Here is a 12,920-nt window from a genome sequence, read left to right on the forward strand (position 1 = left end):
AATGCCACTAGGCTGCCCTCCCCACGGTGTTGGCGGCACTGGTCAACGTGCGCTGTATCTCCATGTCAGTTAGCCCGATGGACTGTGCAGCGGCGGTGAGCTCTGCTGTGAGGTCTAACCCATCCTCCAGGGTCCGGCACGCTGCCCAATACAGCACATTGTTACGCTGCCCCTCCCCTGCCTGTTCCACCGTGGCCACCAGCCCCGCGCCGGGACTATCCCCAGGAACTACCCGACGCGCCCGTACTGGCTTGGGGACAGGCTTATAGACATGGGCGCGTAGCCACGTGGGGAGCTCCACAGGGGTGCACCAGTGCGCTATGAGGTAGTGCCACCCGGTGATGGGGTGCACACTCGGGGGCATCACCAGATACCCGGTGTGAGTCTTTACATCCACGCCCTCCCCGGCTACACCGCGTAGATCACCGGCATAAGGGAGCGTGAACCAGTAGTGCAGACCATGAGAACCAGTGAGCATCATCAACGTATCCGGTACGTGGTGGTCTGCATTAAGGCGTTGCCAGGTGTCCCACCCGCCGTTACGGGGATCAATATCGAGCACCACCATGCCGGGTGGTGGGGTGGCACCAATATTCGCGCCGGGATGTTTCTCCCACCAGGTGGTGATCTGCTCCAGGTTGGTGGTGAAGTCCTTGAACCCGTTGGGGGTCATGGGCACTTTTCCGTTCAACGGGCCTATCTTGAACCCGAGTCGGGCATAGCGGTGTGCAGCGGTCGGTAACCACAGTTCGCGGGGCGTGGTCTCGGGCGCTCCATCAAGCGTCAGTGGGATACTCCGACCGGTAAGGTTGCTACACTGGAGATGGTCGACCACTCCGGATACTGCCCCTGCCTGGACCGTAGGGGCTTTATTCATTTCTGCCGCCTCCCTGCACAACATGCAGCCCGGCGCGCCGGGTCTCTGCCTCCACCACGGGGTATGGTTGGCCGTTGGGGTGCCCCAGGTAGGTGCACTCATTCTGATCGCCCACTGGTCCGATCATGCGCTGTAGATATACGGGACGGTGGTTGGAGTAGTAGACAGGGCGCATGAGGACACCATCACTATTGCGGTGATAGACACCGGTGTCCACAGCCATATCTGTCACATCATCGGTGATGCTGTACAGGGCTGCCATGACCTCGTTCAGGGGCTCGGGTAGGTTTTTTTCCCCGTCGATCCACTCCAGGCCGTAGTGAGCTGCCAGGTGTTCATGTACCCAATCCAGGGTGTTTTTCAATGATTCCCGTGTGTGGGTTAATGCATCCACGGCGGTGTAGTTCGCAGGCATTACGCTACTCCCCCATCCCATTTGTTGGTGGGGGTGAAAAGAGCGTCTACATCCTCGGGCTTTAACCGGATTACGCGTCCGGCGCGGTAGGCAGTGAGCCTGCCCTCTGCAATGTGCCGGCGCAAGGTTCTTTCGCCTAATTGCCATTCGGCGGCTGCTTGCTGAATTGTGATCATCCGCGCATGGCGGGAAATGGGTGCTGTCTTAGACACGACAGACACACCTCCTTATAAATCGGAGTTGTGTCTCAGCCGCTCACTTTGACAAGGTTTGGGTCTACGGTATCAACCGACAGCGTTGCCCTAACTGTACCCGACATGCCCGGCGCTGCCAATTTAATTTTATCGAGGTAGATTTACCGGTCGTCCAGGCACATAATTTGCGATATCTGCCTCTACTTCCGCAAAGGTTAACACCTGCTCATAGTCCCTACAGATGATTAAACCGCTGGGATTATCTAAGGAGAACACTGGTGGATTTTTCTCCTCCTGTCTCCATATATTGCGGTCGGTTACTTCCCATACATCACGTTGGCCTGCCACAGTAATCTCTCCCGGCGAAGACACAGCGTGAATTTCATCCGACGCAGATTCACCCGGACGGTGCCCCTTCACCCCACCAGCGGGAGCAAAAGCAATATCACCTGTTACATCATCCACAAATACAAACTCGGGATCGATATTGCGATAGGTGAATAACCACCAAGTCCTCACGATGTAACCGGGTGGCACTGGCTTGCAGACCACCCAAGGCCCAAATGGTGTTGGACGCTCCGGAATTACATGCCCAGCATCTCCCGTCCTACATACTGGCGCATTTACCACCAAGTGCCCCTCATCGTTGAGCTGTCCAAACTCCACGGGCTCATCTGGATTTTGCATCACGACGGGATAGACAAATCCCAGGCTTTTGCCACACTTCTTGCAACGGTAAACAACCTGGGCGGTTCTTTTGAAACGCTGCTTATCTTGCATTAGTAGCCTTACCAGCGACTTCTCTGGATCTGGAATCCCGTTATACACCCAACGGGGTAGACCCATGTCGGCAGGTTTAATCACTTCGTAACCTCCAAGGTTGAATTCACTTTCTCCATTAACGTCGCCGTACGGCCTGTTCGCACTTTCATGTACACATCTAAAATGGTCGCTACATCCTCTTGCCCGAGTAACCGACCAATCTCTTTCAAGTGCGCCCCCTGTTCTGCCAGGCGGGTGATCAACCAGTTACGTCCACAATGCGGGTCAATCTCCATGGACACCCCGGCGCGTTCCTTAGCCCGGTTGAGCACACTTCTATAGCTAGTGTCCATCATCAACCCCCCGGTACGCATAGCGGTCAACAAGGACACACGCCGGGGGCCCTGCCAGGTCTCCACCAGCGTGGGCGCGCCGGGTAGGTGCAGGGCGTGGTGCTCCAGGAACAACGGCACATGACTAGCCATGATGGGAACCTCCCTGTACCCAGCATCTGACTTAGGCGGCTGGATAAACATAAACGTTCGTCCATCATCTCCCCCAAGGCGTTGGGCGTTCTGCTCCACCCTCACCACTACCCGCGGCATCCACGGGGCAGGTAGGTACTCCACCTGCACGTGCCTCTGCTCCAGCGCCAGGGCCTCACCAATGTGCAGGCCGTGAAACAGCATCAATGAGGTGAGCACCCGGTATTGCGCGGGCATGGCCTCCAGGATTGCATGAAGTTCCCCATCCTCGGGTAAGTACTTTTCCTTGGTCTGCACCCGTTTGCCTGCCTCGGGCACATCCACAGGGTTGGTGGGAATCATTTCCCGGCGCGTAGCCTCTTCACACGCTGCCCGTAGGCGTTTAAAGGCCTGCTGGTTAATGGTGTGGGCATCGGGGTAGGCACGCTGCACTCCATCCCACCAGCGGTACACATCCCCTTTGGTCAGCTTCACCAGGGGCAGGGAGGCTAACCGGGTGATATCCAGCATGACATCCCCCGGCGATAAGGGGTTGGTGATCCGATTGGTGGTCACACGGCGGTAGTTCTGCATCGTTGACAGGCGCGGAGGTTTCGGCCTGTGCTCCAGGTTGACGTGGTACTGCTCCAACCACTGCCCCACAGTAGTGGTATCCTGCTCCGCCTTATCTTTCCGAACAGCTGGTGGACTCCAGGTCTCCAGGTCGATGAGGCGGCGTTCTGTCGCTAACCATCCATCAGCATCTGTCCTACTGGCAAAAGAATGCCCGGGGGTGTGTTGAGCTCCATCGGGCCCGGTGTATTCCGCGTAGAACCGCTTGCCTTTAGCGCGCACTGTCCCAAAGGCGCGCCGGGTACGTCGCTTGCCTGCCATGAGGTTGCCCTCCCACCTTGGACGGGAACGGGAATTGCTTCCCGTATCTTTCCCGTAACTACTTCACTTCATGGCCCCTTGTGGCCACTGTAGGCAACATAGTAACATGGTCACTACCAGCAAGGATATAGTAAAACCCCCGGTCAGTGATGACCGGGGGTTTTACCTTCTGTGGAGCTGCCGGGAATTGAACTTATTCTTGTATTGACCTTTGGTTTCATGCCCCCGGGCGACAATCATGACTTATATGTGACTGACCAAGTTAAGGATTTGGCCTCTTTCAAGACTCGATGAAAGTGGGCATAGCCTCATAACTACGATTATTCTTCCTCCGAGCTGGCAATGGGGAGGGTTCGATTCAAAAACGCTTCGCGGTAAGTCCCGAAATACCAGTCTTTAATGGAGATCCCCAAATCAATTAGATCTTCACCAGCCCTTGTGAGCTGAAGATCCCCTAGGAAGACGAAACTGTTTCGGGATTTTGCGAGTCCCCGTTCAACAAGCCATTTACCTGCTGCTGCGATTTCCTCCTTGCTGAGTCCTAAGCGAAGTGCGTGAGTCATAAAAACTTTCCGCAGGGCATCATTGCGGTCAAAAGAAGATCCACCAAACCCGGATCCAAAAGGATCCTCTGCCAAGAAATCGACATCAGAGTACGTTATTTCTGACTCTCTGACGTCGGCACGATTGGCCTCAATCTCAGATTCAATTTCCTCATTAGGGTGATTCGCTTCAAAATCGTAGATAAATTGAAGAAGTTTTTGTGCTTTTTCCAGCTTCGATTCAATCATCTTCCTGAGCATAGTGGATATCTAATATGGTGTCTTTATTCATGTGAATACAGAAAATTGCCCCACCTCCCGATTGTGGAAGGTGGGGCAAAATGTTTAGTCGTCTAGCGCCTCTAGATCAGCACGGTGACGCTGCGTCCACTCCCCATCAATCAGATGAGGAGGTGGATCGGGAACCCAAGGTGTTAGTTCCTTCTCAGGGTCATTCATGTCCCGAGCAGCAATCCGAACCTGAAGATAGCTCACATGGTCATCGACGCGATCAAGAGCTTTATGTGCGATCCTTTCAGCTCGATCACCTCGATGATCAGCCCTCGCGACTTTTTCCTCCATCTCTGTGAGCCGGGTCTGCATTGCGGCTTGCTGCTCCACCAAAGTCTTCACCTGCGTAACTAACGTGCTTATCTGATCGCGATAAGCGGTCGTAATCGACGTGACATGATCTGACCGGGTGGGCACCCATTTTTGGATCACTGCAACCCCCGCCAAAATCAGTGGGATCACAACGAGCGTCATCCACGGCGAAACAACCGGCTGATCTTGGACATCGACCTCAACCTGGCTTGGCATTGCCTGGATGATCGACTCCATACTTATGCCGCCTGATCTGGGTTTTTGAGATCCGATTGTGGATTGGCTTTCGCAGAAGCCACACTCAACCCAAGAGCCGCTAAGACTCCGAGCAGCTGATCAGCCTGGGACAAGATCGACGCTGATTGATCTTCAGTGATCCACCCAGCACCCACCGCAATCAACAATGCCAAAGCAACGACGGCATAGACGACACGACGGATAAACCATGGTTGTCGCCATTGAGACTGATTATTTGTCATGGTCAGCTCCAATCTCTGCAAAGGTTTTTCCAGCGCTCAGCTGCTCCACAACCTGATCAACGGTCAGTCCAGTGCGCTGCGCTGCACTAAACACCGCATTTTCATGCTCACGGGCATCAACATTTAGGACAAACCCAGCAAGAGTATCGACAGGCGAATCTGTGGCTCGGAAATCTGATCGCGAGGGGAATCGCTTCGTCAGCTCCGCGTGGACTTCATCAAGCTTTTTGCGGTCTGCGTCAGTAAAAGACATATCTTCTCCTTGAGTAACGAGTTCTTTTGCTCGTGCAAGCACGATGTCATGGGGGAAATTCTCACCTGGGTCAGAGCGGAAAGCAGGACCACCTTTGCCCAGGTACCAGTTGCCGTGGGAAGTGAAACCCTCTCGCCCAGCTGCCACATCGGCAGGCTCCAACCAGACGAGGGGACGACCGTATCGCAGGTGATGATCAGCCGACACTTCAGCGAAGCGCTCGAGCTGCTTGGGATTATTAATCCAGTCTTGTCGACTGCGGCTTGCATAGCCGACACCCGAGACATGGATTGCCTGGGTGTTTCCCGGTTCTCCCGCTGCCCATGGGCGCCGGTCGTCAGGGTTGGTTCGAACTGTTTTTGCGCCGGTTACATCGGCACCGATGAGCACGTTGTAGGAGGACTGGTTTGCAGGGTCGCTCTGCCACTTGGCAACATTCTCCGGCAGCGCATTATCGGAGTTTTCCGTGGTGTGAAAGACCGTGGCTTGCGTCGAATAGGGGTCACGCCACCCAGAATCAGGTGCATCAATCACCACATCGCACGGATACTCCACACCAGTTATCTGCACGGGCGTTGACGCTGGTCGAACCCGCTGGTCTGGAACACCTCGCCAACCCCAATCCTCAAAGAATGGCTCGTTGATATCGACCTGCACGCCATCGGGGCCGGGCACATTATGAGTGTGCTGATACAACGTGGCGTAATCGCTGGCCTCGACACCATTCGACCAGGATTTCGTCTGCCACCCAAGCACCCGTCCAGGGGCAACCTCTGCAACCAGGCCATCTTCCTTAGCCCAAGCAATCAAACGAGAATGCCCGTAGATTCCAACGCGCCCGAGACCAAGCTTGGCGACGGCACCTCGAAAATAGTCAGCGACACGTGAATTCCACTCCGGGAGAGTGACATCCCAATCAACTGCAAAATGAACCGGGAAGGCAAAACATTGCAACTCATTAAGCTTGGCCAGTGCCGCAGATGCGTCCGAATACCCGCCGTCATAGCCTCGGCCTGCATCACCGGAATCAATGGACCCTCCAGCACGGAACTGCCAAACAAACCCGTATTTAATTCCCTCCGAGTCGAGGGAATCAAGGAATGCCCGTGATGGAGCTTTGCCCGTCATCCATGGCTCACGCCCCGGTGAAAGATACAGCATGACACCATCTGCACCGGCTGCTTTAATAGCCTGTGCATTTGGTGGTCCAGCTGAAAAATCAAGAATTTTCATAGCTTCTCCTTTCTTAAATTCTTGTTGCATGCGAAAACCCCGCACCATGTGGGTACGGGGTTACGAAATGCCCCGGCTATTGAGGCCAGGGCAATGCGGGTTATGTGGGTATTGTGGTGAGTACTTTCCATGCGGCATTGGTCGACCCGGATGTGGTGCAGATCCATTCGTAGGCCGCACCTGCCACGGGGGTTTTCAGGCGGGCGATATCACCCCTGATTCCGGTGGTGGTGGCTGTGGGGGGAGCGTCCACGAGGAGGGTTCGGCGGCCTCGGTAAATTTGGCCACCCCAGCCAGTCTGTGTGCCGATCGAATTATTCACAGCTACATCCACGACTGTGCCGGAGTGCTCGATGGTAGATTGAGCGCCGGAGCCGTAGGTGAAAAATTCCTGCGTCGCTGTCGCCCCGAATTTAATGTCACCCAGCACTGTGTACTGTGGTCTGGCACCATCATTATTGACGAAAATTGGGGTGGGGGCATCAATTTTCACCCCGCCACCAATCACTGCATGGCCGGACGGCAGCTGCACACCTCGGAATGCTGTGGTGATATTGCCGCCGATGATTTCCATGGTGTGGGATAGATTGTCAGCAGCCTCACGGGCATACCCGATCCACTGGCTACTGCCCCCAGGCTCTGCCACCATGAGATCGCAATTGATGAATTTTATGGATGATTTAGTGGGTGATTTCCCGAGATTGTTTGGGCGGATATTGATGACTCGTCGCTCCGTGGCACCATCCACATGGTGCCCGTAAAGCTTCACATTCTCAAAAATTGCACCCTGTGGGTTAATGATCGAATTACCGTACAGCGTCGCATAGGTGTGAAGCGTGGAATTTTTGACCTGCAAATCAGCAAATCCCTTCTCTTCGCTTCCCAGCACCCACACTACGCCAGAAAGCAACACACACCGATCCAAGCGGATAATCGCCCCCGCTTTGCCATCAAAATTGTCAGTAAATTTTGCCCTCGTCAGCTCCACAGCATCAGTCAAATAGATATCGGTGCGCAGAGAGCCACCGTATCCAGCTGAGTCGATCTCAATGTCAATGTGTGCGCCACGGATAGTGCCGCCACCACGATAGCCCTCCACCCGAATGATCGAGTGACCGCCAGATGCCACCAGACCACCACGGAAGCAATCATTCGCCCGATGATTGCGGATCGTGATGTCCACATTTCGCCATACATGCACACCATCAGACACGCAATTATTCGTCGTCACATCCTCCAGGAGGACACGCACCCGACCCGGCTGGGTGGGGTCTCCCTGGAATTGCAGCAGCATCGACTGCTGCAACTCATAGTTTTCATACGCACCCTGATTAGCCAAATTTCCATCGACAGTTAGCCCCCGAATGATGATCATTTTTTCGGAATCTTTCGGCCCCACATAAGCACGATTCTGATTCGTGATCGTGCGCACCCAGTTCGGCGTATTCGCAGGTCGGAGCAATTTCGATCCATAACCACTGAGCGTAATCCCCTCAGAAACATTCAGTGTTTTCACTAAATACATTGCGCCCGGTCGGAAAAAGATCGTACCACCACCAGCCGACGTAGCGGCATCAATCGCAGCCTGAATCGCCACAGTGTCATCGGCCACACCATCACCCACAGCACCATACGACTCCACCGGATACATCCCAGTGTGTGCAGTCACCGCACCGTCGAGCGCACTGCGAGTCAGGGAATCGGATTGCAGGACCAGCGAAGCGGTCTGGCCATCCACAGGGGTAGACGGCCCTAGGCCACTCACGGCCTCCAGGGCATCCACACGCGCCACTGCATTACTCGCTGCCGTCTCTGCGATGGTAGCGCGAACATTCGCAGAGTTTGAGAAAATCGCAGAGGTCTCGGAATACATTGCGGAGGTCTGTGCAGCTGATTCCGCGGAGCGAATCAAACCACCCATCTCCCCCTCCACAGCAGACCCGACGGAATCCAGGGCAAGATTCATCTGATCAATGATCTTTTGCAGGCCCTCAGACACTACCGGAGGTGTCCAGGTGAGCTTGCCGGAGATGATTTCATCAAGCGTCCACACCCCACTATCAGGCACAATGCCCAGCTTTTCCATGGTGTCGGCAATGCCGAGGCACTCGAATCTGATGAGCATGGGGCCTGGCTCCACATTTTCCAGCGTCGCCACACCATCGACCAGCGGCACCTCCAGCGGAGCCGTGGATACCAGCCCGCCACCAATGCGTGCGCGCACTTCAGGGGCATGCATGACGACCCGGTCATCGGGGTGCGTTGTCGCACCCATCGTCTTGATGTCAATCTTCACGGTTGTCACATCGAAATTCCTTTCAAAAAGAAAACCCACACCATGGTGTGGGTTTATGGAACGGGTTAAGCTGGGGCTTCTTCATCGGGCACGGTATTGACGCCAGGATTGTCGGTCTCCAATGCAGCGCGCACCACAGCGAGGCATGAATATTGTTTCCCTCCAGGCCACCACCGCCAGTTTCCAGATCTACAGACGACATCGACAGTCATCCCTACTTCGTCAATAACCACAGGTTCGGTACACGTCAGTGTTCCTTCCTCGGTGCCCGGCGCGTCTCGGACTCGCCAGGTGGAGTGGAGATCTCCGTTTGCTCGGCGGACGAAGATGTCGATGTGAACTCGTCCGTCACCGGTGTAAATGGTTCCGTTGTAGGAGGCTCTGACGTGGATGCTCCACGTGCCGGTTACGTCAAAGACGATGCGTTCCATATCGACGTCAAGATGGGCGCCTTTGGATGGGCCGAGAGCCGCACGGAATGGCAGTCGGCGTTCACCACGGCTCCATTCCAGGTTAATATTGCGATCCATGTAGGCGGAACAGTAGCCGATGGGGATGAGGTCGTATCGTTCTTTCAATTCATTTTGGCGATCAATGAAAGCCTCACTAATTGGCGTCCATGGGTTGCCACCCGGAAGCTGCCTCCGAATTCCGTCGGCGACGCCACCAATCAATCCAGTGATGCCGTCCACAATGAATTGCAGCGCCCCGACGCCCAGCCCAAAAGCGCCGCCGATGATGCCGCCAATTCCTTTTAGCAACCCATTAAACAGCTGGCCCCAAGCGCCGCCGTAAGATTCGTCGATTCCACCGCGCATGGCCTGCTTGACTGAGTCCTCATCCATGCCCTGCAAGGTCTTGACGTTGGAGTCTCCACTGCCATCTGCAACATAAGCGCTATCGGGGATCTCCCCGCCGATGTGAGATAGGTCAGCCATCGTGTACCTCCGCTCTATCCTCTTGACTGTTTGGTGTTTCGGCCTGTAATTCAGATTGAAGATTCGCTAGTAGTGCGCGTTTTTCTTCGACGCTCCAGCTGGAGAGATCTGGCACAGTGTCCTCAGCAGGCAGCACAGTGTTGATTGGCACCCATCTGCCTGCTCCACACGCAATCCAATTCGACGCACTACGTGGTGGGACGTACTTCTTTTTCTGCAGATCAGGATCATGTCTGAAGCCGCATTCCCACAAATGCTGGGAGATTTCCCGCAGCGCAGGAGGTGGCATCATCAGTGGCGCATTCTTCCCAGGCCCCGGCAAACCCACCAGCGCCCAGAGTGCATGCTCTTCAGGTGAGCTTGCATCACATTCAGATTGCAGTGGAATTCCGTTACTCATATCAGCCCCAAATCGTGTACAGCAGATTGGACTGCTTGGACATTTGCCACAATCTTTTCAACGTTTGATTGCTGTGAGGTTTGATCGCCACACACCACGCTCCACCCACGGGATTCACGAGCCCAGGCGTATTCCAGCTCGGTCACCTGCTCCACGACGATCAGCCCATCAGGTAGGTGCTTGATGGTGGCTCCGATGCGATCCCCCAGGAAAAAGTGTCCGTGGCCTTGATCTCCAACGAACCAAGGAGCGCCATCTCTGACTTCCAGCTTGTGGGAGACTTTTTGCCTGGTCTCCCAGAAAGCTTGCCGAAGTGAAAGCAACGACGACAGGGTGTAGGCGCGGTCTGCCCCGGGCTCGAAAAATTCGTGGTAGTGCGACCACCCGAGCTCGTCAGCACGGACAAGTGATTTAATGCTCGTCCAGGCAAAGAGCGTGTCCTCATAAATCGGCTTCAAAAAGGTGTCAGCGATTGTGCCAGCCGTTGGCACCAGCACTGCGGTTCCTAAGATATTTCCGACCATCTGGATCGCGGCGCTAATCCCCTCATTCACGCCATAGGCACTATGTCCGCCGTTGAGCATTTGCACCGCAGTCGGTGGCGAGATTTCAAAGCTTGCAGCCTCCACGCCACTAATCGCACCATCACGAAAAACGACATACGGCGCGGTCGGCACAGTGCCCAGCCAGTTTGGTTGCTGGTATTCAGGCACAACCGCAGGCTCTGACATGACTGTGATATCAGTGTCGACATTGTTGCCGGCAAGAGACTGGACGGTGCGAACCATCCCCTCCCAGATGCTGCCGAAGAATGAGGTTCCTTGGTCTCCCCACCAGCCAGATTTATCGACAACGTCGATGATGAGCTGCCCGTGGCGGGGAGTGTATCCCTCCCAGGGGTCAGGATCGCCATCCAACCAACGCCTGCACTCAACCGAGAGTTGGGCGTCGGCAAGCTTCTTCGCGGCGAGATCATGCCATGTCTTCATGCGTGAAGAAATAATGGTCCAGGGTGTTGGATCTCCGATGAATGGCCCTGGCTTGACCATGATGTTCCAGTCCTGCTGGCGAAAAGTATCATCCCACTGATACCAGTCAAGCGGATCATCAGGCAGCGCCCAAAGGTTGCCCTCCAGGCGAAGCAGATTAACGAGGAGCGCGGTTTTCAGCACCCACGCAGTGGGGCCGGCAAGCGTGAACGCTCTCGGGAACTGGATTGCTGCCGGGAGGAAAGGATTCGGCCAGCAATAAATCCATTTGACCTCCTCGTAGTCGTGGAGGAAGATCAGCTCCACTTCACGGAGACCATCAGAACGCTTAGTCAACCTTGCTTTCGACAATCTCCCGCTCCAGCGTGCACCGTCCTTATCGACAGTCAGGTGCACGTTCTTAGAGGTGGTTACACCAAGCGGATTAATCAGCCGTGGGGTCAGCTTATGACCTGCCGGAATCGTGATTGTTGCTTCACCAGTGTCATTGAGCTTCCACCTCATCGACCCATCAATCTCACCAGTAAGCTGGCTGATCAAATTCCAATCACCATCCCACAGCCTGGACACTGGTGGCGTTCGGCGCGCCATCATGCGGCGTTCCCGAACCCGCTGCCCCTCTTCCCAAATCGCTTCGAGCATGGCGTGGGTTTCAGCATCTAACCCTGATGATCGGTCATCAAGCACCAACATTGGTTTCTCCTCTCCATGCGCGCCGCCACTCTTGAAGCATGCGACATTGAACAGCACCGCCGCCGGTAGAATCTTCGAGCTTCACGGGCACATCGGTCGGTGGTGTGTGTGGTGGGACTGAGTGCTGGAACAGGACGCCACCAAACCGCCCTGCGATATTGCTGCCATCAGCAGCGACATACGCTTCACGCAGTGGGTGTGTTTCAATCGTCAGAGCTTGCCCTGCAGCAAGCGTTGGTGTGACGATCTTTCGATTGGGGTGATCTCCCACTCCCCAATCAAAATCTGGAATCGTCCACCTCCCCGGCGCGGTGAGCACCCACTGGAGCCACATTGGGCGGTCTGTGGGATTCGCCACTGTGACGGTCAGATCAGCTGTCGACTGATTGGTGGACGCTGCAGATATTAGGGTGTCGCCCTGCCAAAAAGGCCATGCTGCGCGGGCTGAAACCTGCATGATTGACCATTGAAGGAGGCGGGGGTCTCTGTCTGATTTGGTGGTGATGTTTTCGAACTTTTGGACGTAGAGCCTGCGACGGCTTCCTCCGGAGGTGACAACGATTTCGGTTTGACGATCAGTGTCCCAAGCTGCGAAGAATCGTGCTTCGATATATTCCCAATCCCAGCCTCCATCGCCGACGATGTTGAAGGGGAGGATCATATCGATTGGCTCGATTGTGTGGCCGATGTAGGTCGCTCCTTCTTGGAAGGCTCCCTGTTGCCAGATTCCACGGAAGGGGGCTTCGTCGAAAAGCGCCTCTGGGGAGAGCGCAAGCTCGACGCCTTCCCTCCCCTGCCCCGGTCCTGAGACGCGCCACTTGGATCCGTCGACGCCGATGATGTCGACGGTGAGTGGGGCTCCGATTTCTAAATTCATAAAACCTCCTT

14 protein-coding genes are annotated in these 12,920 nt (G+C 55.3%); all 14 read right to left on the reverse strand.

Annotated elements, in window-relative coordinates; all coding sequences use genetic code 11:
- Nucleotides 1-7 precede the first annotated feature (7 nt).
- The 14 genes from SFC07_RS10950 to SFC07_RS11015 all read right to left on the reverse strand — a co-directional run bounded on the left by SFC07_RS10950 (nucleotide 8) and on the right by SFC07_RS11015 (nucleotide 12,909).
- Nucleotides 8-979 carry a bifunctional DNA primase/polymerase gene (locus SFC07_RS10950; RefSeq protein ID WP_411208293.1) on the reverse strand — a complete coding sequence of 324 codons (972 nt, stop codon included), beginning with the start codon at nucleotides 977-979 and terminating at the stop codon, nucleotides 8-10.
- Nucleotides 870-1,292 (reverse strand): hypothetical protein, encoded by a 423-nt coding sequence (locus tag SFC07_RS10955; RefSeq protein ID WP_411208294.1) that lies wholly within the window; start codon nucleotides 1,290-1,292, stop codon nucleotides 870-872. Before SFC07_RS10955 ends, SFC07_RS10950 begins: the two co-directional genes overlap by 110 nt.
- Nucleotides 1,292-1,504 carry a helix-turn-helix domain-containing protein gene (locus SFC07_RS10960; protein WP_066564953.1) on the reverse strand — a complete coding sequence of 71 codons (213 nt, stop codon included), beginning with the start codon at nucleotides 1,502-1,504 and terminating at the stop codon, nucleotides 1,292-1,294. Before SFC07_RS10960 ends, SFC07_RS10955 begins: the two co-directional genes overlap by 1 nt.
- Before the next feature lie 129 nt (nucleotides 1,505-1,633).
- The gene (locus SFC07_RS10965) at nucleotides 1,634-2,176 is read right to left on the reverse strand and encodes a hypothetical protein (protein WP_411208295.1); all 543 of its coding nucleotides are present in this window, start codon (nucleotides 2,174-2,176) and stop codon (nucleotides 1,634-1,636) included.
- Between the two features lie 170 nt (nucleotides 2,177-2,346).
- Nucleotides 2,347-3,606: a tyrosine-type recombinase/integrase gene (locus SFC07_RS10970; RefSeq protein WP_411208296.1), complete on the reverse strand. Its 1,260-nt coding sequence runs from the start codon at nucleotides 3,604-3,606 to the stop codon at nucleotides 2,347-2,349.
- Between the two features lie 320 nt (nucleotides 3,607-3,926).
- Nucleotides 3,927-4,397: a hypothetical protein gene (locus SFC07_RS10975; RefSeq protein ID WP_411208297.1), complete on the reverse strand. Its 471-nt coding sequence runs from the start codon at nucleotides 4,395-4,397 to the stop codon at nucleotides 3,927-3,929.
- 96 nt (nucleotides 4,398-4,493) lie between these two features.
- On the reverse strand, nucleotides 4,494-4,988 hold the full coding sequence (locus tag SFC07_RS10980; protein WP_411208298.1) for a hypothetical protein: 495 nt from the start codon (nucleotides 4,986-4,988) through the stop codon (nucleotides 4,494-4,496).
- A gap of 2 nt (nucleotides 4,989-4,990) precedes the next feature.
- Nucleotides 4,991-5,230: a hypothetical protein gene (locus SFC07_RS10985; RefSeq protein WP_411208299.1), complete on the reverse strand. Its 240-nt coding sequence runs from the start codon at nucleotides 5,228-5,230 to the stop codon at nucleotides 4,991-4,993.
- Complete coding sequence (locus SFC07_RS10990) at nucleotides 5,220-6,716, reverse strand: glycoside hydrolase domain-containing protein (RefSeq protein ID WP_411208300.1); 1,497 nt, start codon at nucleotides 6,714-6,716, stop codon at nucleotides 5,220-5,222. The genes SFC07_RS10985 and SFC07_RS10990 overlap by 11 nt, the downstream gene beginning before the upstream one ends.
- A 100-nt stretch (nucleotides 6,717-6,816) precedes the next feature.
- Nucleotides 6,817-9,021: a glycosyl hydrolase family 28-related protein gene (locus SFC07_RS10995; RefSeq protein WP_411208301.1), complete on the reverse strand. Its 2,205-nt coding sequence runs from the start codon at nucleotides 9,019-9,021 to the stop codon at nucleotides 6,817-6,819.
- A 56-nt stretch (nucleotides 9,022-9,077) separates the two neighbouring features.
- Entirely contained in the window at nucleotides 9,078-9,950 is an 873-nt protein-coding gene (locus SFC07_RS11000; protein WP_411208302.1) for a hypothetical protein, read from the reverse strand.
- Nucleotides 9,943-10,350, reverse strand: coding sequence for a DUF2744 domain-containing protein (locus SFC07_RS11005; RefSeq protein ID WP_411208303.1), 408 nt, complete (start codon nucleotides 10,348-10,350; stop codon nucleotides 9,943-9,945). Before SFC07_RS11005 ends, SFC07_RS11000 begins: the two co-directional genes overlap by 8 nt.
- Nucleotides 10,347-12,032 carry a phage tail protein gene (locus SFC07_RS11010; RefSeq protein WP_411208304.1) on the reverse strand — a complete coding sequence of 562 codons (1,686 nt, stop codon included), beginning with the start codon at nucleotides 12,030-12,032 and terminating at the stop codon, nucleotides 10,347-10,349. Before SFC07_RS11010 ends, SFC07_RS11005 begins: the two co-directional genes overlap by 4 nt.
- Entirely contained in the window at nucleotides 12,019-12,909 is an 891-nt protein-coding gene (locus SFC07_RS11015; protein ID WP_411208305.1) for a phage tail protein, read from the reverse strand. The genes SFC07_RS11010 and SFC07_RS11015 overlap by 14 nt, the downstream gene beginning before the upstream one ends.
- Between the last annotated feature and the right edge of the window lie 11 nt (nucleotides 12,910-12,920).

Source organism: Corynebacterium callunae (assembly GCF_046592015.1).
Taxonomy (GTDB): domain Bacteria; phylum Actinomycetota; class Actinomycetes; order Mycobacteriales; family Mycobacteriaceae; genus Corynebacterium; species Corynebacterium callunae_A.